This window comes from Streptomyces sp. NPDC015346 (assembly GCF_043078785.1).
GTDB lineage: Bacteria > Actinomycetota > Actinomycetes > Streptomycetales > Streptomycetaceae > Streptomyces.
The window spans coordinates 841,977-862,235 of sequence record NZ_JBIBTW010000003.1 but is presented as its reverse complement, the minus strand read 5'-3'; the positions used below and the strand labels follow the sequence as shown (position 1 = coordinate 862,235).

Genomic DNA, 20,259 nt, shown 5'->3' with positions numbered 1-20,259 from the left:
CACGGCCCTCGGCGACAGGGCCGACAAGTACGCTCTGGAGCGCGTCGGCGAGGTCGGTCGGCCGCCGGGCCCCGGCGGCTCAAAAAAAGGAGGGCGCCGGAATGCTGGGAGTGGAGAACCTGCTGACCTATGCCGTCGGGGCGCTGCTGATCATTCTGCTTCCTGGGCCGAGTTCGTTGTTCACGCTGTCGGTCGCCGCACGGCTCGGGGTCAGGGCCGGCTGTCGTGCCGCGGCAGGGGTGTTCCTGGGCGAGACCCTGCTCGTGGTGGCGACGGCTGCCGGCCTCGCTTCGCTGCTGCAGACCAACGAGCTGTTGTTCGCCATGGTGAAGTACGCCGGGGCCAGCTACCTCACCTGGATCGCGGTCGGCATGATCCGAGCGGCCTGGGCGATGTGGCGACGCCGCAATGAGAGGACCGTGACGAATGCGTCGGCCGCCTCTGATCCGTCGACGGGCGGAAAGTTGTTCCGGCGCTCGTTGGTGGTCACGCTCCTGAACCCAAAAGCGATCTTGTTCTTCATCTCGTTCTTCGTCCAGTTCGTCGACCCCCGTTACGCGTATCCGGGGCTGTCTTTCGCGCTGCTCGCACTCGTCTACCAAGTCATCAGCATCGCGTACGTAACCGCGTTGATCCTCGGCGGTACGTACCTCGCCACGCAGTTCCGCCGGCGCCGGAAGCTGTCAGCGGGCCTCACGACGGGAGCAGGGGCGTTGTTCCTCGGTTTCGCGGCCAAGCTGGCCACAACGAGCAACTGAGCGTGACGCGGCGCCCCTCAGGCCCTGGCCGTTGTGTTCGACGGCTGGGGTGCAGCGGGGCAAGCGAGGCCGGTTTCCTGGTAGCTGTCGGCGTCGCCTGTCGATCTCCGGAGTGACGTCCTGCGCGGTCTTCCTCAAGGTTCCGCGACACGCTTCAGGCGCGGAACGACAGCTGCCCGCGCTCGTCGGTGTGGATGGCCGGGTCGGACCCCGCTCGGGCTCGCTGACCACCTGCGCCGCCGGAGCTGGTGGAGGTCGGCCGTGCGGGCATCCGGGCGAACACCACCACGTGGACCGACCCGAGATTCCGGCGCAGCCGTCCCACGAAATCGGGGCCTGCTCCACCGTGCTCAGCAGCGCCCCACCGCCCGGCGCGTCGCGAGCGACGGTGCTTGGCGTCCGGACATCGGCGCGCCGCCTCCCAAAAGGGGCAATTCAGCCATAGCGTCTGGTTCGGCAATATCACGCACGAGCGACTCGTGCCGAGTCCGACGAAAGTGGAGATGTCATGCGTAACCTTCGCAAGGCCACTGTTGTAGCTGCCATTCTCGGGAGCGTCAGCATGTTCGGGGCGGGCGTGGCCTCCGCCGACAACGCGTCTTCCTACGGAAGCGGTATCGCAGCAGACCCGGCGCTCTGCCACCAGGAGGCCCACCATGGGACGGTGAACAACGGCCTCATCAACGTCGCCGATCTGGGGCTGGGGCTCCTCCTCGGCAGCGGCGAGGGGTCGTCGGGCGGCCAGAGCCAGCAGATCTGCGCCAACGGTCCCGTCCTGCCGGCGAACGGAGCCGAGGCCAGCGCGAACGAGAACGAGTTCGCGTTCGACGTCCTGTGAATGTCGCTTCTCAACCGTCCCGCCGGCCGTGATCGGGCGCCAGAAGGCGGGCTGGTGACAGGTCGGTAGTGCGAACCACTGCCATTCCGGCCAAGGGTCACGACAAGGGTCACAACAGTGACCTTCGGCCCTTGCTCCGGAATCTCACCTGCATCAGCAGCGAGGAGTTCGGGGAACGGTCACTGTGACCGTTCCCCGAACCTTTTGCCGTTTACGGCCTGGTGCGCAATCGCCTCGTGCTGAGCCGACCCTGCGATCTACGCTCGCGGCCATGACGTCACACGATGCGCCTGCTGCCTCCCGGATCGCTCCCAGTAGTGGTGGCCGGTGATCCGGGAAGAGACCGCTGACGATTACCGACATGTCGGGGCATCGGTACGCAGTTCATCGCCCACGCCCTCGATGCGGCCGACAGCCAGGGTGTGCCGTTAGTGTTCCTGGAGGGTTCGCCGCACTACTACGGCACGCGCGGCTTCGAGGGTGCTGGCGCGGTGGGTTTCCGTTCGCCGTCGCTGCGTATCCCTGAAGCCGCGTTTTAGGTCGCCCGGTTGTCCGCTCACGAGCCGTGGATGACGGGCACCTTCGTATACTCGGGGGCGTTTTGGGCCTTTGACTGCGTGGGCCTGCGCGACCCCGAGGACTGAAGGGGCTTTCCCAACTCGCACCGATCCTCAGGACTGTCACAGTGGCGATGTCCAGCGCGTCGTCGGCTGTGTGCGATCAGCGAGGCGTCGGGCCGTAAGGCATCGGGCCGTAACGTGAACAGGGCCGTAGGGTTCATTGGACGTGTCGTTCCAATGTGCCGTACGGCCTTGTCTCTTTCTGCCTTCACGGGCCTGTCGTCGGTCGGTCGCGGGGATCGCGGGCGGTGTCCGGTTGACGTCTCAAAGGGGCACCTCGACCGTGCCGCACTGTACGCAGTGATCCGGCGTGTACTGCGTCGCCGGCCGGCCGTCACTCGACCGTCCCCCACCACGCCCCGCCCCCCTCCATGTCCGCCGACGGGGTGTCGGCCCGGTCCTCGGCGAGGGTGAGGCGGGAGACGATGCGGTAACGGTCGCCGCGGTAGAGGGAGCGGACGTACTCGACCGGCCTGCCGGCCGTGTCCGAAGTGGTCCGGTCGAAGAGCAGCGCGGGTGACAGGACCGGCACTTCCAGGAGGGCGGCCTCTTCCTCGTTCAGTACGGTCGGCTCGATCGACTGGACCGCGTGGGCCGGTCGGATACCGCGTCGCCGGCGCAGGTTGGCGTAGAAGCCGCCTTCCATGTCGGCCGCGGTGAGTCCGGGAACGAGGTCGGCCGGGACGTGGAGGTGTTCCAGGGCGATCGGGGCGCCGTCGACGTGTCGGAGACGGGTCACGTGGACCAGCTCGGACGCCGGGGAGATCGCGAGTCGGCGGCCGATCCGGGCGCCGGCGTGCACGATACGCAGGTCGAGCACCGTGCTCGTCCAACTGCCCCGGCTCCGGGGGGCTTCGGCGGCATGATGCTCGGCGACCAGCTCCTGTGTGATCTTGTCGGGCGCGACGAACATGCCGCGACCGTGCTCCCGTACCAGCAGGCCTGTGGCGACGAGTTCGTCGACCGCGGCGCGCAGCGTCGGACGGGAGACGCCGAGGGTGGCACAGAGGGTGCGTTCGGAGGGGATGGCGTCACCCGGACGACGGCTGTCGATCACGGTCAGCAGATGCTCGCGGACGCGCTCCCGCTTGAGCTCCATCCTGTCCCCTCCCCGGTGCGCCGTCGGCTGGGGTCAGTATGCATCTCCCTCGGTCGAGGACGTCACGAGGCCGTCGCGGGTGAAGTCGAGGCGGGAGACGATGCGGTAACGGTCACCGCGGTAGACGGAGTGGACGTATTCGACGGGACGGCCCGCGGTGTCGAGGGTGAGGCGTTCGATCAGCAGGGCGGGCGAGAGGACGGGGACGTCCAGGAGTGCGGCCTCGTCCTCGCTGACGACGGTGGGTTCGATCGACTGGGTGGCCTCTTGGACGTGGACCTGGTGGTGCTCCCGCAGGTGGTCGTAGAGGTCGCCCGCCTCGAGCTCCTCCGGGGTGAGGGCGGCGCCGACCAGGTCGGCCGGGATGTGCAGGTGCTCGATGGCCATGGGCGAGCCGTCGACGAGACGGAGGCGTGCGACGTAGAGGAGTTCGGCCGCGGGTGAGAGGCGAAGCCGGCGGCCGATGCGGGCGCCGGCCCGGATCCTGGCTGTCTCCAGGACGGTGCTGGACCAACTGCCCGATGCGCGGGGCACGGTGAAAGGGACGTCGTCCGGCGCGAGTCGCTGGATGATCTTGTCGGGTGCGACGAACATCCCGCGGCCATGCTCCCGTACCAGCGCCCCCGTGGCGACGAGCTCGTCGACGGCGGCGCGCAGCGTCGGGCGGGAGACCCCGAGCGTGGCGCAGAGGGTGCGCTCGGACGGGATCGGGTCGCCCGGGCCGCCTCCTTCGATGAGGCCCAGCAGGTGTTCTCGTACCCGCTCCCGCTTCAGCATGCCGCTGGAGGAGCCGTCCTTCATGCCACTCTCCCTGACTGGTCAACTGGTAAGTGCGATGCTACCCGCATCAGTTGACCTGTCACTGGGTGAACGACTCATGTTTTTCCGGGGATTGACGGCCGAGGCGCGCCGTGCCACCTTCTGGTCACACACCTGACCACTTGACCAATTGGTCAACCATTCATCGAGGTGCCCGTGAGAACTCGTCCCTTCGTCGCCCCCGTCGCACTCGCGGCGGCCGTCGCTCTCACCGCCACGGCCTGTAGCGGCTCGGGCGACCCCGCAGCCTCCGGCGGACCGGAGAAGCTCACCGTATGGATCATGAAGGACAGCGTCACCGACGCCTTCCTCACCCGCTTCCGCACCGGCTTCGAGGCGGAGCACGAGGACATCGACCTCGACATCCAGATCCAGGAGTGGGACGGCATCGGCGAGAAGGTCACGGCCGCTCTCGCCAGCAAGGACGCCCCGGACGTCATCGAGGTCGGGAACACCCAGGTCGCGCAGTACGCGGCGAGCGGGGGCGTTCGGGACCTCACCGACAGAACCGCCGAGCTGAACGGCGCCGACTGGCTTCCCGGGCTCGCGGAGCCCGGGAAGGTCGACGGCAAGCAGTACGGCATCCCCTGGTACGCGGCCAACCGCGTCGTGATCTACCACAAGGACCATTTCTCCCGCGCCGGCGTCACGGCGCCGCCGAGGACACAGGCGGAGTGGCTCGCCGTCACGGCGAAACTGAACCGGGGCAAGACGCAGGGCATCTACCTTCCCGGCCAGAACTGGTACGCCCTGTCCGGCTTCATCTGGGAGGAGGGCGGGGATCTCGCCGTCAAGGACGGCACGGCCTGGAAGGGGACGCTCGACACGCCCCAGGCCCTCGCCGGCATGGACTTCTACCGGCGGCTGCAGGCCCTCGGCAAGGGGCCCAAGGACTCCGACGAGGCCAAGCCCCCGCAGGCCGAGGTCTTCGCCAAGGGCGACGTCGCCCAGATCATCGCCGTACCCGGCGGCGCGAGAATCGTCGAGGAGCTCAACCCGGCCCTGAAGGGCAAGCTCGGCTTCTTCCCGATCCCGGGCAAGACGGCGAAGAAGCCCGGCGCGGTCTTCACCGGCGGCTCCGACCTCATCGTGCCGGCGGCCTCGTCCCACCCCGAGGCCGCCTACGAGGTCGTCAAGGCGCTGGCGGGTGACAAGTGGCAGACGGACATGGCCAGAACCATGGCCTACGTCCCCAACCGGACGTCCCTCGCGGGCGTCATCCAGAACGACGAGGGCACCGCCGCCATGGCGGCGGGCGCCGCGCAGGGCCGGGCCACCCCCAACTCCCCGCAGTGGGCGGCCGTCGAGGCCACCAACCCGATCAAGCAGTACATGACAGCCGTGCTCACCGGCACCGATCCCGCGCGGGCGGCCGCGAACGCCTCCCGGAGCATCACCAAGACCCTCGGCTCGTGAGACGGGACGCGCGACATGAGACGGGACGTGAGACGGGACGCACGACATGAGACGGGCGCACGACGTGAGACGGGCGCACGACGTGAGACGGGCGCACGACTCATGACGCGACCGGACCGGCCGGCCTTCTGGCCCTACCTCCTGGTGGCCCCCACCGTCCTCGGCGGAATGATCCTCCTCGGCTACCCCTTCGTCCGCAATCTGCTGATCTCGTTCCAGCAGTACGGCATCGGCGAACTCATCCGCGGCGACGCCGGCTTCGTGGGCTTCCGCAACTACCGGACCGTCCTGACCGACCCCGTGTTCTGGGAGGTCGTCCGGCGCACCTTCTGGTGGACCGTGGTCAATGTCGTACTGATCACGGTGATCGGCACGCTGGTGGCGCTGATGATGCAGCGACTCGGCCGACGCATGCGGATCGTGGTGACGAGCGGGCTCGTCCTCGCGTGGGCCAGCCCGGTGATCGCCACCACGACCGTCTTCCAGTGGCTCTTCGCCTCCCGGCTGGGAGTGGTCAACTGGGTGCTCGTACAGCTCGGGTTCGAGTCCTTCGAAGGCTACTCCTGGCTCGCCGACGGCCCGGCCGCGTTCACCGTCCTGGTCCTGCTCGTGGTCTGGCAGTCGGTTCCCTTCGCCGCCATCACGCTCCACTCCGCGCTGCTGACCGTCCCCACCGAGCTGTACGAGTCGGCCCGGCTGGACGGGGCAGGCGGCTGGCGGATCTTCCGCTCGGTCACGCTGCCGATTCTGCGGCCGCTCTTCGGACTCGTCCTCTGCCTGGAGGTCATCTGGGTCTTCCGCTGCTTCGCCCAGATCTGGGCGGTCACCAAGGGCGGGCCCAGGGAGGCGACGACCACCCTGCCCGTCTACGCCTACCGGGTCGCACAGTCCCTGCACCGGTACGACCTCGGAGCGGCCGTCTCCACTCTCACCGTCCTCATCCTCGTCGCCGCGCTGATCGCCTACTTCCGCCAGATGCTCCGACAGGAGGCCGACCGGTGAAACCGCGCGCCCTGCGCCGACTCCCGCTGAACACCGCCGCGGCACTCGTCTTCCTCCTCGCCGTCTTCCCGGTGTACTGGATGGTCCTCACCGCCTTCCGGCCCACCCGCGACATCCAGTCCGAGACGCCCCAGTTCCTGCCCGTCTCCGTCACTCTGGAGCACTTCCGCGACGCCGTCGCGGCCGACGGTTTCTGGATCTTCTGGCGCAACAGTCTCCTGGTCACCGTCGGCTGCGTCCTGCTCGCGCTGGTGGTGGCGCTCGCCGCCGCGTTCGCCGTCGCCCGCATGCGATGGCGGGGCCGGCGCGGCTTCGTCCTCATGGTCTTCATCGCCCAAGTCGCGCCCTGGGAGGCGCTGTTGATCCCGATGTACGTCATCGTCCGGGACGCCGACCTCCTCGACCGGCTGGCGACCCTCAGCCTCATCTACTTCATGGTCACCCTGCCCTTCACCATCGTCACCCTCCGCTCCTTCCTGGCCGCCGTCCCGGCCGAGCTGGAAGAGGCCGCGCAGGTCGACGGCTGTACGCGTGCCGCCGCCTTCCGCCGGGTGACCCTGCCTCTCCTCGCCCCCGGTCTGCTGGCCACCTCGCTCTTCGGTTTCATCACCGCCTGGAACGAGTTCGCCTTCGCCAACATGCTGATCATCAAGAACCAGGACGACCGCACCCTGCCCGTATGGCTCTCGTCCTTCTCCAACGTCTTCGGCACCGACTGGGGCGCCACCATGGCCGCCTCCACCCTCTTCGCCCTGCCCGTCCTCGTCCTCTTCCTGGTCCTGCAGGGCCGGGTCGCCGCCGGAATGACCGGCGGAGCCGTGAAGGGATAACGCACCGCGATGCCCCAGCCCCGACTCGTTCCCGAGCCCACCCAACTCTCCCTCCTGTCCGGCAGGTTCACCTTCGACGACACGACCGCGCTCAAGGTCACGCCCGGCGCCGAGGCCGCGGCCGGACTGCTGCGCGCCCTGCTCGGCCCGGCCACCGGTCTGCCGCTCCCCGCGCGTCCGGACGGCTCCGTCGTCCTGGCCCTCGACCGCGCCCTCACCGGCCTCGGCGAGGAGGGCTACGGTCTCACCATCGGCGCGGAAGGGGTGCTGCTGCGAGCGGCCCGCACTCAGGGCCTCCTCGCCGGAATCCAGACGCTCCGTCAGCTCCTGCCCGTCGAGGTCCTCCGAGCGGAACCCGCCGGCGCGATCGAGTGGTCGGTCCACTGCGCGCAGATCACCGACACACCCCGCTTCCCCTGGCGCGGCTCCATGCTCGACGTCGCGCGCCACTTCCGCCCCGTGTCCTTCCTGCGGCGCTACGTCGACCTCCTCGCCCTCCACAAACTCAACGTCCTCCACCTCCACCTCACCGACGACCAGGGCTGGCGCATGCCGGTCGCCGCACTCCCCCGGCTCACCGAGGTCGGCGGGCTGCCGCACGGCGGCGCCTACACCCGTGCCGAACTCGCCGGTCTGGTCGCCTACGCGGCGGAGCGCGGTGTCACCGTCGTGCCCGAGATCGAGATGCCCGGCCATGTCCGCGCCGCCCTCGCCGCCTATCCCGAGCTCGGCAATCAGCCGGGCCGCACGTACGACGTCTGGGACCGATGGGGCGTGTGCGACACCGTCCTCGGTGTCCACGACGAAGCCCTCGACTTCTGCCGTACCGTCCTGGACGAGGTGACGGACGTCTTCCCCTCCCCGTACATCCACGTCGGCGGCGAGGAGTGCCCCACCACCGAGTGGCACGCCTCCCCCGACGCGCGTCGCCGGGCCGCCGATGAGGGACTGGCCGGTCCCCACGCCCTGCACGGCTGGTTCATGGAACGGATCGGTCGCCACCTTCTCGACGCCGGCCGCCGGCCGGTCGGCTGGACCGAGAGCGGCGCCGACCTCCCGCCGTACTTCACCGTCATGCCGTGGCGCGACGCCGACCACGGCCGCACGGCCGCCCGCCGCGGACACCAGGTCGTCATGACACCCCACCGCACCACCTACCTCGACTACCCGCAGTCCGCGGGGCCCGGGGAGCCGCCCGGCCAGGGAGGGGGGATCGTCGACCTGCGCGCCGTCCACGCCACCGACCTGGCGCCGACGGAGTGGAGTACGGAGGAGTCGTCCAAGGTCCTCGGCGCGCAGGCCCAGTTGTGGACCGAGTACGTCCCCACCGCCGCGCACGCCGAGTACCTCGCCTTCCCCCGGCTCTGCGCCCTCGCGGAGGTCGTCTGGACCGGCCGTCACGACTGGGCCGGCTTCCAGGAACGCCTCCGCCACCACAGGACCCGGCTCGACGCCCTGGGGGTGCCGCGCCGTCTTGCCGCGACCACCGTGCCCCTCCTCACGCCCGCCTCCGCCGCCTCCGCCTCCGCCTCCGCCTGGCCCACGTTCCCGTGACGCGCGCGTGGCCGGCCAGGAACTCCCCGTACCAGCCCTCACTCCCGTACCACCCCGATCAAGGAGAGGAATCCCCATGAGCGACCCGATCAGGAACAGGAACAAGAACAGGAACAAGAACAGGAACAGGAACCTGCGGATCCGTACCGCGCTCGCCGTCGCCGCGGTGACCGGGCTCGGAGCCACCGCGCTCAGCGCGCTCACCGCGCTTCCCGCGGCGGCGGCCGGTGAGGCCGTCACCGTCCAGTACCGGCAGAGCGCCACCGGCAGCGACCAGGTCGAGCCGTGGCTCAAGGTGGTCAACACCGGAACGTCGAGCGTCCCGTTGAACCAGGTCAAGGTGCGCTACTACTTCAAGGCCGATGCGGGAGCGTCGTACACCTACGCCTGCTCGTGGGCCGTGAAGGGCTGCGCGAATCTCACCGGCACCTTCGGCACCCTGGCCAGTCCCACCCCGACCGCCGACCGCTATCTCGAGATCGGCTTCACCGCCGGCGCGGGCTCCCTCGCGCCCGGCGCGGACACGGGTGACATGCAGCTTCGCTTCCACCGCTCCAACTGGCAGCCGCTCAACCAGAACGACGACTACTCCTTCGGTCCGAGCCAGACGACGTACGCCAACTGGTCCAAGGTCACGGCGACGGTGAGCGGCGTGACGGTCTGGGGTACCGCTCCCGCTGGCAACCAACCGACGCCGACTCCGACGCCGACCGACCCGACCACCCCGCCGACCACAGGGGCCGCGCTCTTCGACGACTTCAACTACACCGGCCACACCGACCCCGCGATCTCCAGCCATGGCTGGAGCGTGCGCTCCAACTCCGGCGGGCCCGGGGTGCCCGGCGCCACCTGGGCTCCCGAGAACGTCACCTTCGCGAAGGAGGGCACGAACTCGATCATGAACCTGCGGACCTCGACCGCCGGCACGGGCGAGTCCACCCGGCACACCGAGATCCTCACGCGCGCGACGAAGTTCAAGAACGGCACCTACGCGGCGCGCGTGCGGTTCTCGGACGCGCCGCTGTCCGGCCCGGACGGCGACCGCATCGTCCAGACGTTCTTCACCATCAACGACCTCAAGGCACCGATGGCCGACGACTACGCCGAGTACGACTTCGAGTACCTTCCCAACGGAGGCTGGGGTGAGCCCGGCAACATCCTCTACGCCACGTCGTGGGAGACCTACCGGCCCGACCCGTGGGAGGCCGTCAACCAGCACTCCGAGGTCCGGGCGAGCTACGCCGGCTGGCACGACCTGGTGCTGACCATCGACGACAACGCGATCGTCTACTACGTCGACGGCCAGGAGTTCGGCCGTCACGACGCGCGCTACCTCCCCGAACGCCCCATGTCCATCAACTTCAACCAGTGGCTGATCGACCTCGCCGGCCAGCCCTCGACGACGCCGCGCGCGTACGACCAGAAGGTCGACTACGTCCTGCACGTCAAGGACCAGGTCCTCACCCCGGCGCAGGTGGCAGCCAAGGTGGGGGCGTACCGGTCAGCGGGCACGGCCTTCGAGGACTCCGTACCGGCCGCGCAGTAGGCGAGCGCATCCCGATGGTGAAGATCCGACCCCGGGGCACGACGAGCGTCGCCGCCCGGGGCCGGATCTTCACGGGGGCGCCGTTGCGGGCGACGGGATGCCCCGCCGTCGAGAACGCCGACAACCCGTGGGCTGGCCTTCGCGTGAGTCACACCGGGCACAGGCGTAGGGCTCGCCCTGGCGCGCAGCGCCGGACTCCACCGACACGGAAGGGCCGGGCGGCACTCGGCCGCCCGGCCCTTCTGGTCCCTACCGGTCACTCATCCTTCGGTGAAGTACAGGGACCCCTTCCAGCGAAGGTTCATGACGTCGTACTCGAACGTCACATCGACAACCCGCTGCTCCTGCCTCCCGGAGATCGCCGCGGCCGCCCCGCGCAGAACGGAAACGGGGCTCTGGTCGTCCTCGTCTCCGTGGATCACGACGCGAAGGGTTCTCTCCGTCCCGGCGCTCATGCGCCACTCCGGTGCACCGGATCCGCGAACACGGTGACGTAGGTGGTCGAGCTCGGATCCTCCGAGTCCTGCCCGCTCCGTGCAGTGGCCGGTGGGGGCGGTCAGGTCGGGTCGGACCTGTTTTACGGGGTCGCCGTTCGCCCGGCGTCGGAGCACCGTGTGAGCACGTCGCCGGTGAGCCGGCAGGCGGTCGTCGTGTCACCAGCAGTCCTCCGTCGGCCCGTCGGAGGGGGGACTGCGTCGCTCCCCGACCCCGGGACCGTGGGCTTGCTCCTCGGCCGAGTCACCCGGCTGCGGTCAAGATTCGGCGAACTCGTCGGTTTCAACCCGTCAGAACCCCGACGGAGAACGTGTGACGCAGATGTCGTCGTAGCCGAACGCCACCTGCCGTTACCTGGCCGAGTTGGGGCCCTGGTTCACTGGTGGCGACTGTTAGCGTTCAGGCGCATGGACGACAGCGTTTACGTGGGTAATGCGGGCAAGGATGCGGCACTGGATCGCGGATGGCTGCTCGGGCATTTCAAGGAGCACGGTGATCCTCGCCGGAGTGACGCCGTAGAGATCAAGTGGGGCGTACACCCACGTGGCGACGAGCGAGCGCAGTGGGTGCGGGGCGAGGAACGTACGGCTCTCCTGGTTCTCATCAGCGGTCGCTTCCGTCTCGAGTTCCCTGGCCGTAGCGTTCTGCTGGAGCAGCAAGGCGATTACGTCGTCTGGGGCCGCGGAGTAGACCACTCTTGGGTCGCGGAGGAAGAGTCGGTGGTGCTGACCGTGCGATGGCCTTCCGTCCCTGGATACGCGGTACCGCACGAACGAGCGTAGGTAGAGCGGGACTGTGCCCGGTTGAGGGAAGCTCTCGACTGGACTCGTCCCGGGTAGCCCGCAGGCTTCCGGTTCCAACCACGGGTCGGAGACTGCGAGTCAGCCTTCTGGCCATGAGGGTGATGAGTGCCCAGTTGAAGTGGGTTAGGAGTGCTGGGGCCAGCCGCTCGTAGTCGCGTGCTGGGTGATCTGCGGTTGGTGAGGCACACGCGCCAAGATGTTCCGGGCGGCATCGCGGTCCTGATGTCGGCGGGCGTCACCGTGATCATCCTGGGCAGGCCGAGCATGTCGACCGCGATATGTCGTTTGCGGCCGTTGATGCTTATCACGGGGTCGCAACCGCGGCTGTTCCTGTCGACGGTGGACGTGGCCTTGACCGACTGGGAGCCGACGATCAGAGTCACCGGGTGGGGGCAGCGGCCTTTTGCCGGTACCGACCGACGCCGGAGCTGGTCACGGAAGGACACCACTGGGCTGCAAGAGCCGAAGCGCGCGGAGCCGCGTGCCGGATACGGCTCAGTGTCGCCGCTCCGTAGCGAGAACAGTGGGCTGGTCGCGGGTGGGGTCGGCGGGGATGCCAACGGCGGCGCAGGCGACAGTGCGGTGGGATCGCGGCAGCGGGCCAGGGTGTGCACGAGGGCGGCGGCGCGGGCGTAGGGGCCGCCGCGCAGGGGCTGCTCGAGAAGCTCTGCGCGGGTTACTGCGGCGAGCGGAACGCCAAGATCATCGGGTGCGGGATCATGCACGCCGGCACGTTCGGCGACTTCCAGGACCCGTGACAGGCCGACGTACATGGCCATGCTCACGTAGCGGCGCCCCGGTTCTGCGTCGCCGGGGGCTTCCTGTGTGTCGAGCTCGTCTTCCAAGGCAGCGGGGAAGTCGCCGTGGGTGTCGATGAGGCGCTGGGCAGCGGCCACGCGAGCCGTGCGGGCACGGGTGGTGCTTTCGGCGATGCGGCGTTCGACGTACCTGTTGAAATCCATGCCGCGGGCGGCGGCGTTCTTGCCGGCGGCCAGAACGTCGGGTGCCAGCCGAAGCTGGGCCCTCTTCCTGTCGCTGCTCATACTCCTCAGGCCGGCAGGGTTGCGGCAGTCGATCGAGGGTCCTGTGCCTTCCCAAGTACCCGCGGAAACGGGTTATGAGGCTTGCGACCTCACCGCCTTCGGCCGGGCTCCAGCGGACGCTCTGTTCTACGCCGACGTCTTCAGTTTCTGCTCTCTGTGGTATGCATCCCAGTCGGTCGGCGGGTACGTCGCCTGCGGGGCGGCGAGGGCCTCGTCGATCTTGGGGCCGATGTCACCGTCGAAGAAGCCGTTGAGTTCGCGGACCATGTGGAGCGCACGCACCGTGTCCTCACCGAGCGGGCGCGCCATACGGTCGGCCCCCGAGGGCACACAGAACGGCTGGCGGTGCGCCTGCTCCGCGGTCGGCCGGCCCCATAAGGCCGAGGGAGGCGTATCCGACGCAGAGCGCGATGGACTCGATCCTTTCGCGCACGCCATTGACCAGATCAGAGATCCCGTGCAGCGTCTGCGCGGGGCTGCCGGCGCTCTGGGCTGCGCCGGTTGCCTGTCCTCGGTACTGCTGCTCCAAGCGCTTCTGCTCGTTTTCGAGCAGAGTGAGAGCTTCGTTCAGCACGCTGCCGACGCGGCCCAGTTCGTCGAAGTCATAGCTCATCTGTGCTTCCTCCCATCGACTGCTCCGACCCTACGGGCGGCCGTTACCCATGGGAGGCGCTTCTCCGCAACAGCTCGGAACCCGCTGGCGGGAGCTCACGCGGAAGAGGGAGCGGCGCGTGTGCTAGGTGACGGGCGGCGGGCGCCAGGGCGGAGGCGGCGCGGGCATGCCAGACGTGGACTACCTCGTATGGCCCGGCGAGGGAAACGTCCGGCGGGACTCCTCCTGCGCCGTCGCCCATTCCTGCTCAAAGGTCGGCACCCACTGCCGCAGATGCGTGACCTACGGTTCCTGCAGTCGGGAACCACATCGGGGCTCGGCGCCGTTGGCCCTGCATGAGCTCCGTGCGGAAAACCCCCGAGGTCCTGCGTTACACCGCCTTCTCCGAGGATCCGGAGGGAGGCAATCCTGCCGGAATCGTTCTCGACGCCACGGGCCTCGGCGACGAGGAGATGCTGGCGATCGCCGCCGAAGTCGGCTACAGCGAGAGCGCGTTCCTGACGGCGTCGTCCGAGGGGGCCGGGGCCGGCGCGTCGGATGCGGGGCGCGCGTACACCATCCGCTACTTCAGTCCCAAGGCTGAGGTGCCCTTCTGCGGTCACGCCACCGTCGCGACGGCCGTGGCCCTCGGAGAGCGGATCGGCCCCGGTGACCTGGTGTTCTCCACGCGGGCCGGGACCGTGCCCGTCACCGTGACGCGCGAGGGTGGGACGCTGCGGGCCACGCTCACGAGCGTCGAGCCGCACATCGAGGAGGTCTCGGCCGAGGATGTGGCGGAGGCGCTCACCGCGTTGGATTGGCCGGCCGGCGACCTGGATCCCGCCCTGCCTCCCCGCATCGCCTTTGCGGGCGCCCGCCATCTGGTCCTGGCCGCCGCGACCCGGGAGCGCCTGGCCCACCTGGCGTACGACTTCGCCCGTCTGGAAGCCCTGATGCACCGGCTCGACCTGACGACGGTGCAGTTGGTGTGGCGGGCTTCTGCGGATGTCTTCCACGTACGCGATCCGTTCCCGGTGGGCGGTGTGGTGGAGGACCCGGCGACGGGGGCTGCGGCCGCGGCCTTCGGTGCGTACGCCCGTGAGCTCGGAGTCGTGCCCGAGGCATCGGTTCTCACCCTCCACCAGGGGGAGGACATGGGTCGCCCCGGCGTCCTGACGGTGGAGCTGCGGGCGGACGACCGGCGGATCAGGGTTGGCGGGGCGGGGACCCGCATCCCGGCCTGATCCGGACGAAAGGCTCTGACCGGTTAAGTCGGCCGACTACCGGCCTCAGAGTGCAAGCGCTTCGTCCCCAGCGGCTACGAGCCGGGGACGAGGCGTTGTCACGGGTGGCTACCCGATCCGGATGATGTCGAGTGCGGACAGGTTCTGGGTGAGGCGGTGGCTGGTGGGCGGTGCGGGTGTCGATTGACTCGCCGGCGACGGCCGGCGCGGCCTCGAAGTGCGGACGGTTCCTGCGATCAGATGGGATTCAGCGGAGTGATGCCCGTTCCGTTCCCGCGTACAGCTAGGGCTCGAGTGACAGAACTGCGTGACCGTGCTCGGTCCATGCCCCAACAAGCCGGGCATGGCGCCATCGCCGCGTGCTGAATCTGAGCCGAGGGTGCCATCGTTGACCCAGTCACCGTTTTTGTTCGTTGATCGTGTGAGACCGGCCCCGTACGAACCACCTGGGCCGGGTCGCATGTAGCCTGCCGATCAGTTCGACATGCTGGCGAACATGCCGGGCTCGTACGAACCCCCCGGGTTGTGCACGATCACGTTCATCCGGGTCGCCGCGTTGATCAGGGCGACCAGGCAGACCAGCGCCCCGACCTGGTCGTCGTCGTAGTGCTTGCGTACCTCGGCCCAGGTCTCGTCGGACACGCCGTGGTCGCCGAGCCGGGTGCCTTCTTCGGCGAGCGCCAGCGCGGCCCGCTCGGCCTCGGTGAACACGGTGGTGTGGCGCCAGGCGGCGACCAGGCCCAGCCGGAGCGCTGTTTCACCGGCGGCCGCGGCCTCCTTGGTGTGGATGTCCACACAGAAACCGCAGCCGTTGATCTGGCCGACCCGCAGCTCCACCAACTTCCTCAGGGCCTCGGCAGCGTCGACTGCTCCAGGGGCAGCGAGGCGTTGTAGAACCGCTTGGCGACCTTCGCGGCGGTCGGGCTGTCGAACAGGTTGAAACGGGGTTCCATGATTTCGTCCTCACTCGTGGAGTTGCGTGCCGCGCGGATCGTTCGCGGCGTCCTGACGAACACGAGATGCCGGCTGCCCGATCTCTGTGACACCGCGGTGATGTGACGTAGGCCACCGGTCGTGGGTGTCACAGATCGGCTGGGGCCGGCGTCTTGTGCGTGACACGGTCGAGAGCGAACAGCGGGAGCCGGCAATGAACGAGCAGACAGGGAACGCAGTCGAGTCACCCGCTCCTGAAGGCCATGTGGACCCTGCTACCGAGGCGTTCGTCGCCCATCGCAATCTGCTGTTCACCGTCGCCTACGAGATGCTCGGCTCCGCGGCCGACGCAGAGGACGTCCTCCAGGAGACGTGGCTGCGCTGGGCGGGCGTCGACCTCCACACCGTGCGGGATCAGCGTGCCTACCTGGTCCGGGTGACCACTCGACAGGCGCTGAGCCGACTGCGGGCGCTCCGGCGGCGCAGGGAGTCCTACGTCGGCCCCTGGTTGCCCGAACCGCTGCTGACCGCGCCCGACGTGGCCGAGGATGTCGAGCTGGCCGACAGCATCTCGATGGCGATGCTGCTGGTGCTGGAGACGCTCACCCCGACCGAGCGAGCGGTGTTCGTGCTGCGCGAAGTATTCGGTCTCGAATACGACGAGATCGCGGAGGCCGTTGGCAAGAGTCCAGTCGCGGTACGCCAGATCGCGCACCGGGCCCGGGCCCACGTCGCTGCGCGCCGACCGCGCGAGGTCGTCTCCCCTGCCGAGACCCGCGGCGCGCTCGAGGCGTTCCAACGGGCGATCGAGACGGGCGATCTGCAGCGCCTGCTCGACATGATCGCGCCGGATGTCGTCCTGCTGACTGACGGCGGCGGAGTCGTGCAGGCCGCGCCGGCGCCAGTGGTGGGCGCCGACAGGGTGGCCCATGTGCTGGGCAGGATCGGCGCCGCGGTGCTGCTGCGGCCGGCACAGGTAAATGGCTACCCGGCGCTCACTCTGCGACTGGGCGGCAAGGTCGATACCGTCCTGGCGGTGCGCATCGACGACGGCCTCATCACGGGACTCTACGCCGTGCGCAATCCCGAGAAGCTGTCACGCATCGACCGCGAGACCACGGTGACCCGCTGAGTCGTCGGCCGCTCTGCCACGTGAATCGAGACCGGCCGCACACCGCCGTCCTCAGCGCTTCCGGCAGGTCACTCAGGCCCCTTTCTCGGCAGACATACGGTCAGAAGACAACTGGCTGAACGAAGCTCGACGGGTGAGACGCCTGAGGCGTAGCGAAGTACGGCAGCAGGGGGGATGTTGTGGGCCTCGTTTCCGAACGCCGGGCCTGGCCGTGAGCGGCTACCGCGACCACCCAGCCCAGGATCAGGTCGGCGGCTACTGCCCTCGTCTTGTCGGCGAGTTCGCTCCCCTAGTGCTGTGACGCTTAGGTTCACCGGGTCGGTGGCCTGTTGGGTGATATGCAGTGACATGGTGGCGGTGATTCGGCTATAGGATCTTGAGCCCGGGACTGGATGCCGGAGGTCAGGGATGGAAGAGCCGCGGATGCGCCTCGGCACCAATGATGTGTGGCTGGACCTGACCCGGACCGGTGGCGACACCTGGCGGGTCAGTGCCGACTGGTGCTCTTTGCTGACAGCCGGCTTCACCGCGGACCTCCGCGATGCTGAGGTCGCAGACTTCGCGGGGCAGATGCTCTCGCGTCTGAACGAGACGTCAAATGCGGGGTTCTCCGCCGTGGTGACCCCTGGCCGCAACAATCCCCTGTCGCTGAAGGCCGAGCCCGTCGGAGACGGTTTCGCCTTCTTCGTGCGGCTGACTCCCAACGGGGACGACACCGCGTGTCACCTTCAGATGGAACTCGATCCGATCCCCGCCCCGGACCTGCGCGAGATGTTCGACGTGCTCCGCGCGGCGCTGGTGCCGTGACATTCTGGGTCACTGCTTGGTGAGGCAGCCGTGTGGAGTGGGTGCCCACCCCAGCGGATGCCTTTCTCGCTGCGGATGCGTGCGCGTTCGCGTCGTCGGGCGGCCAGGACGTCGGGATGGCGGGCGTTCTTGTTGCGCCACCGCAGGTAGGCGTGCAGGGCCCGAGCCTGGACGGTGTGGTTCGGATGGTTGGAGTCGGCCAGGGTGAACTGCCGTAGCGGCCCGAAGTGGGCCTCGATGGGGTTGGCCCAGGACGCGTAGGTGGGTGTGAAGCACAGCTCGACTTTGTTGCGCGTCGCCCACCTGCGGATTCTCCAGTTCAGGTGGGCGGAGAGGCCTTCGAGGATCACGTAGATAGGGGCGCCGTCCTGACGGCGGCCCGGATCGGTCGCAAGGCCGCCCAGGTGTGGTCGATGCCGTTGCGACGCCGGTCGATTGCCCACAACCGGTCGTCACCGACGGAGTAGCAGCCGTGGAAGTAAGTGATGCCGTGGGTTCGGCGGTAGGTGGCAGGCAACCTGTCGGGGCTGCCCTGTTTCTGCCAGCAGGAGCCGGAGCCGCCCGCCGACGGAGTTACACAGTGGAGCGCCATTCCCCTTCGAGGCTGCTGAAGATCATCGAGTCTCGCCAGCCGTCATGGAGCAGCGCCGTGTGGCGCAGGCGCCCCTCATACGTCATGCCGATCTTGGACAGCACTCGGGAAGAGCCGAGATTCCTCGGGTCGCAGGTGGCATAGATCCGATGGAGGCCCAGCTCACCGAAGCCGTGCGCGAGCAGCTGCCGAGCGATTTCCGTGCCGATGCCCTGCCCCCATACCCGGGGATGCACGATGTACGAGATCTCTCCCTGTCGCTGCTCATGGCTGCGGACATGCAGCTCACCCATGCCCACCGCATCCCGCCCGACGCGGGCGACATAAGGGAACCGGCGCTGTGGGGTAGCCGACCAGGCCTTGACCGCGGAGTCTACGAAGTCCTGCGTCTGGACCTCTCTGTTCGGCCCCCAGGACTGGTAGCGGCACACCTCCGGAAGGCACGCCCACGAGTGAACGGCCGGCCAGTCCTCTGCAATGATCTTGTCCAAGGTCACCGAGTGCATGCTCATGCAACGATCATGAACGGATCTCCGCACGAAGAGTGCCAGTTCTCGTGAACATCGCGACGCGCCCCCTGGCCGCGTGCGCCTCCCCACCCGACAGCATGTGGAAGCAGGGAACGACAGGGTGCGGGTGTCACCCCTCCGCGAGTCCGGGTGTGTCGCCGGACCCGTCCCAGCGGTTCCTCTCGCCGGGACGCGGGGCGTACCGGGCCCGACCACCGGTGCCCAACTGCCCGGACTCGGTCATCAGCGCGACGCCGGTCCGATCTCCTCAGCTGTCCGGCCGGTGATGTCGAGCAGCAGCCCGTCCAGTTGCCGGTACGGGTGGCGAACGGCCCCGCCGGGCGGGTGCCCGGCGGGGCCGTTCGCCGTGCTCATGAGCGGGTCAGTCGGTGAACTCCGGCTTGAGCCAGAGGCCGCTGAGGCCGCCGTCGGCGTCCACGATCACGGTTCCCTCCGCGAACGCGAGGGCCTCGTGGGTCGGGACGCCGGGCCACCAGTAGCCAGCCGGTACGGCCGTCGAGTGTGATCCCGTTATTTCTGGCGTCCACGCGGACGGCCATGCCGGGGAGAGCGTCGAGCCCGGTGACGGTCACGGCGCCCGCCTGGCGGGGTGGGGGCGTCACGGTGCCCGGCCGCCAGCCCTCGCGGGGCGCGTATCCCGAGGCGAAAAGGACCTTCCCCGTGGGCAGGTGGACGGTGAGGTTCACCGGGCCCGCCGAGATTTTCGGTACGGTTCCGGCCGCTCCGCACCTGCGCGAGCGGGTCGCTCTCCTCGGAGAAGAGCCCGGCGTGGGCGGCTGCTGCCGGTCGAGGTGAAAGATCACTGGCTCACCAACCCCTGAACTGGAAGTGCAGGATTTTCCGGCATCGGACGGACCCTCGTGACGTTCCGCAGGTGGTGGGCCGAGTGCATGGAGGGCCTGCTGTACCTGTGGCCCCACGAGGTGCGGGTGTACGTGTACATGCGGACCTGACGCCGCACTCGCCGGCCCGGTACGCCATCGTGTGCGCCCCGGTAGATCTTGCCGCAGTACCGGAAGCAGGCCATGCCCAGTCGCGCCGCGCCGATGACCAGCGGGACCCAGCGGCCGTCGGTGTCGTACTTGCTGACCGGATCCGCGAACCCGTACTCGTAGGCGTTCGCCGAGCCTCCGCGGACCGGGTCCATCTGGAGGAAGCGGCCGGTGGCCGGGTTGTACAGGCACACGCCCATCAGGCCATCAGAGTGAGGCCGGTGACGGTCTCGGTGGAGCGCTGCTTGGCGCCGAGCCAGTTGTACCGGGTGGCGGCCTGGCCGGGCCGGGGGTTGCCGTACTCGTCGCCGTCGAGCGCCACCGGCGCTGGAGGACGGTGTCGCCGGTCTTGCTCGTGGTGGCGGCCAGGTCACCGGTGGCGGACTCGACCATGCGGGACGAAACCGCCCCCGGCACATGGCACCCGACGACTGCCATCAGGTACCCGACCGGCGCCGTCGACAGCGGGTGCGTCGCCGCCCTGAACGGCTTCGAGGATCCCCACACCGGGATCAGCCTGTCGGCCGACCGCCTGGCCCCGGCCGACGCCGGGTGAACCTCGCCCGGAGCGGGCGCAGGCATGCGTCCTGCGGTCCTCGGCCGCGTGCCCGGCA

The 20,259-nt window shown here is 68.9% G+C and carries 19 protein-coding genes and 4 pseudogenes; 13 read left to right on the top strand and 10 right to left on the bottom strand.

From position 1 onward, the window contains the following. Positions 1-101 precede the first annotated feature (101 nt). Complete coding sequence (leuE, locus tag ACF06X_RS14770) at positions 102-758, top strand: leucine efflux protein LeuE (protein ID WP_392287627.1); 657 nt, start codon at positions 102-104, stop codon at positions 756-758. Positions 759-1,320: 562 nt separating this feature from the next. Further along, positions 1,321-1,596, top strand: a complete 276-nt coding sequence (locus ACF06X_RS14765) for a hypothetical protein (RefSeq protein WP_392287626.1) — start codon at positions 1,321-1,323, stop codon at positions 1,594-1,596. A gap of 954 nt (positions 1,597-2,550) precedes the next feature. Here the strand turns inward: ACF06X_RS14765 and ACF06X_RS14760 are convergent. Together ACF06X_RS14760 and ACF06X_RS14755 are read right to left on the bottom strand one after the other, a co-directional pair. After that, a complete protein-coding gene (locus tag ACF06X_RS14760; protein ID WP_392287625.1) occupies positions 2,551-3,315 on the bottom strand; it encodes a GntR family transcriptional regulator in 765 nt (254 codons plus the stop codon). A 33-nt stretch (positions 3,316-3,348) separates the two neighbouring features. After that, positions 3,349-4,116, bottom strand: coding sequence for a GntR family transcriptional regulator (locus tag ACF06X_RS14755; RefSeq protein WP_392287624.1), 768 nt, complete (start codon positions 4,114-4,116; stop codon positions 3,349-3,351). Positions 4,117-4,290: 174 nt separating this feature from the next. On the opposite strand from ACF06X_RS14755, the gene ACF06X_RS14750 reads away from it, so the two are divergent. The 5 genes from ACF06X_RS14750 (at position 4,291) to ACF06X_RS14730 (ending at position 10,482) form a co-directional block, all read left to right on the top strand. After that, positions 4,291-5,550: an extracellular solute-binding protein gene (locus ACF06X_RS14750; RefSeq protein ID WP_392287623.1), complete on the top strand. Its 1,260-nt coding sequence runs from the start codon at positions 4,291-4,293 to the stop codon at positions 5,548-5,550. 102 nt (positions 5,551-5,652) lie between these two features. After that, positions 5,653-6,552 (top strand): carbohydrate ABC transporter permease, encoded by a 900-nt coding sequence (locus ACF06X_RS14745; protein ID WP_392287622.1) that lies wholly within the window; start codon positions 5,653-5,655, stop codon positions 6,550-6,552. Continuing rightward, entirely contained in the window at positions 6,549-7,382 is an 834-nt protein-coding gene (locus ACF06X_RS14740; RefSeq protein ID WP_392287621.1) for a carbohydrate ABC transporter permease, read from the top strand. Before ACF06X_RS14745 ends, ACF06X_RS14740 begins: the two co-directional genes overlap by 4 nt. A 9-nt stretch (positions 7,383-7,391) precedes the next feature. Next, positions 7,392-8,936 carry a beta-N-acetylhexosaminidase gene (locus ACF06X_RS14735; RefSeq protein WP_392287620.1) on the top strand — a complete coding sequence of 515 codons (1,545 nt, stop codon included), beginning with the start codon at positions 7,392-7,394 and terminating at the stop codon, positions 8,934-8,936. 76 nt (positions 8,937-9,012) lie between these two features. Beyond that, positions 9,013-10,482: a cellulose binding domain-containing protein gene (locus ACF06X_RS14730; RefSeq protein ID WP_392287619.1), complete on the top strand. Its 1,470-nt coding sequence runs from the start codon at positions 9,013-9,015 to the stop codon at positions 10,480-10,482. A gap of 260 nt (positions 10,483-10,742) precedes the next feature. Here ACF06X_RS14730 and ACF06X_RS14725 read toward each other — a convergent pair whose 3' ends face one another. Next, a complete protein-coding gene (locus ACF06X_RS14725) occupies positions 10,743-10,904 on the bottom strand; it encodes a hypothetical protein (RefSeq protein WP_392287618.1) in 162 nt (53 codons plus the stop codon). Between the two features lie 480 nt (positions 10,905-11,384). Here ACF06X_RS14725 and ACF06X_RS14720 point away from each other — a divergent pair, with 480 nt between their 5' ends. Both ACF06X_RS14720 and ACF06X_RS14715 read left to right on the top strand, forming a co-directional pair. Next, positions 11,385-11,759 (top strand): signal peptidase I, encoded by a 375-nt coding sequence (locus ACF06X_RS14720; RefSeq protein ID WP_392287617.1) that lies wholly within the window; start codon positions 11,385-11,387, stop codon positions 11,757-11,759. A 629-nt stretch (positions 11,760-12,388) separates the two neighbouring features. Then, positions 12,389-12,538: a hypothetical protein gene (locus ACF06X_RS14715; protein ID WP_392287616.1), complete on the top strand. Its 150-nt coding sequence runs from the start codon at positions 12,389-12,391 to the stop codon at positions 12,536-12,538. 411 nt (positions 12,539-12,949) lie between these two features. On the opposite strand, the gene ACF06X_RS14710 is transcribed toward ACF06X_RS14715, so the two are convergent. After that, positions 12,950-13,105 carry a hypothetical protein gene (locus ACF06X_RS14710; RefSeq protein WP_392287615.1) on the bottom strand — a complete coding sequence of 52 codons (156 nt, stop codon included), beginning with the start codon at positions 13,103-13,105 and terminating at the stop codon, positions 12,950-12,952. Between the two features lie 7 nt (positions 13,106-13,112). Continuing rightward, positions 13,113-13,436, bottom strand: a complete 324-nt coding sequence (locus ACF06X_RS14705) for a hypothetical protein (RefSeq protein WP_392287614.1) — start codon at positions 13,434-13,436, stop codon at positions 13,113-13,115. A gap of 335 nt (positions 13,437-13,771) precedes the next feature. On the opposite strand from ACF06X_RS14705, the gene ACF06X_RS14700 reads away from it, so the two are divergent. Further along, entirely contained in the window at positions 13,772-14,659 is an 888-nt protein-coding gene (locus ACF06X_RS14700) for a PhzF family phenazine biosynthesis protein (protein ID WP_392287613.1), read from the top strand. Positions 14,660-15,133: 474 nt separating this feature from the next. On the opposite strand, the pseudogene ACF06X_RS14695 reads toward ACF06X_RS14700, so the two are convergent. After that, positions 15,134-15,612: pseudogene (locus ACF06X_RS14695) on the bottom strand (carboxymuconolactone decarboxylase family protein). 194 nt (positions 15,613-15,806) lie between these two features. Here ACF06X_RS14695 and ACF06X_RS14690 point away from each other — a divergent pair. Together ACF06X_RS14690 and ACF06X_RS14685 are read left to right on the top strand one after the other, a co-directional pair. Continuing rightward, on the top strand, positions 15,807-16,724 hold the full coding sequence (locus ACF06X_RS14690; RefSeq protein ID WP_392287612.1) for an RNA polymerase sigma-70 factor: 918 nt from the start codon (positions 15,807-15,809) through the stop codon (positions 16,722-16,724). Between the two features lie 423 nt (positions 16,725-17,147). Further along, positions 17,148-17,531: a hypothetical protein gene (locus ACF06X_RS14685; RefSeq protein ID WP_392287611.1), complete on the top strand. Its 384-nt coding sequence runs from the start codon at positions 17,148-17,150 to the stop codon at positions 17,529-17,531. Positions 17,532-17,575: 44 nt separating this feature from the next. On the opposite strand, the pseudogene ACF06X_RS14680 reads toward ACF06X_RS14685, so the two are convergent. The 4 genes and pseudogenes from ACF06X_RS14680 to ACF06X_RS14665 form a co-directional block, all read right to left on the bottom strand. Beyond that, positions 17,576-18,060: pseudogene (locus ACF06X_RS14680) on the bottom strand (transposase); the annotation flags it as partial. A gap of 44 nt (positions 18,061-18,104) precedes the next feature. Further along, a complete protein-coding gene (locus ACF06X_RS14675; protein WP_392287610.1) occupies positions 18,105-18,635 on the bottom strand; it encodes a GNAT family N-acetyltransferase in 531 nt (176 codons plus the stop codon). A gap of 127 nt (positions 18,636-18,762) precedes the next feature. After that, positions 18,763-19,007: pseudogene (locus ACF06X_RS14670) on the bottom strand (hypothetical protein). Between the two features lie 706 nt (positions 19,008-19,713). Further along, positions 19,714-20,056, bottom strand: a pseudogene (locus ACF06X_RS14665) (RHS repeat-associated core domain-containing protein); the annotation flags it as partial. Between ACF06X_RS14665 and ACF06X_RS14660 the strand changes: the two are divergent. Then, complete coding sequence (locus tag ACF06X_RS14660) at positions 20,037-20,201, top strand: hypothetical protein (protein ID WP_392287715.1); 165 nt, start codon at positions 20,037-20,039, stop codon at positions 20,199-20,201. The pseudogene ACF06X_RS14665 and the gene ACF06X_RS14660 overlap by 20 nt on opposite strands. Positions 20,202-20,259: the final 58 nt, after the last annotated feature.

What these genes read in the sequence shown, in the direction of transcription:
- leuE (WP_392287627.1), top strand. Translation starts at nt 102, where the DNA reads ATGCTGGGAGTGGAGAACCTGCTGACCTATGCCGTCGGGGCGCTGCTG.
- ACF06X_RS14765 (WP_392287626.1), top strand. Translation starts at nt 1,321, where the DNA reads ATGTTCGGGGCGGGCGTGGCCTCCGCCGACAACGCGTCTTCCTACGGA.
- ACF06X_RS14760 (WP_392287625.1), bottom strand. Translation starts at nt 3,315, where the DNA reads ATGGAGCTCAAGCGGGAGCGCGTCCGCGAGCATCTGCTGACCGTGATC.
- ACF06X_RS14755 (WP_392287624.1), bottom strand. Translation starts at nt 4,116, where the DNA reads ATGAAGGACGGCTCCTCCAGCGGCATGCTGAAGCGGGAGCGGGTACGA.
- ACF06X_RS14745 (WP_392287622.1), top strand. Translation starts at nt 5,653, where the DNA reads ATGACGCGACCGGACCGGCCGGCCTTCTGGCCCTACCTCCTGGTGGCC.
- ACF06X_RS14735 (WP_392287620.1), top strand. Translation starts at nt 7,392, where the DNA reads ATGCCCCAGCCCCGACTCGTTCCCGAGCCCACCCAACTCTCCCTCCTG.
- ACF06X_RS14730 (WP_392287619.1), top strand. Translation starts at nt 9,013, where the DNA reads ATGAGCGACCCGATCAGGAACAGGAACAAGAACAGGAACAAGAACAGG.
- ACF06X_RS14720 (WP_392287617.1), top strand. Translation starts at nt 11,385, where the DNA reads ATGGACGACAGCGTTTACGTGGGTAATGCGGGCAAGGATGCGGCACTG.
- ACF06X_RS14705 (WP_392287614.1), bottom strand. Translation starts at nt 13,436, where the DNA reads ATGAGCTATGACTTCGACGAACTGGGCCGCGTCGGCAGCGTGCTGAAC.
- ACF06X_RS14700 (WP_392287613.1), top strand. Translation starts at nt 13,772, where the DNA reads ATGAGCTCCGTGCGGAAAACCCCCGAGGTCCTGCGTTACACCGCCTTC.
- ACF06X_RS14690 (WP_392287612.1), top strand. Translation starts at nt 15,807, where the DNA reads ATGAACGAGCAGACAGGGAACGCAGTCGAGTCACCCGCTCCTGAAGGC.
- ACF06X_RS14685 (WP_392287611.1), top strand. Translation starts at nt 17,148, where the DNA reads ATGCGCCTCGGCACCAATGATGTGTGGCTGGACCTGACCCGGACCGGT.
- ACF06X_RS14675 (WP_392287610.1), bottom strand. Translation starts at nt 18,635, where the DNA reads ATGAGCATGCACTCGGTGACCTTGGACAAGATCATTGCAGAGGACTGG.
- ACF06X_RS14660 (WP_392287715.1), top strand. Translation starts at nt 20,037, where the DNA reads ATGCGGGACGAAACCGCCCCCGGCACATGGCACCCGACGACTGCCATC.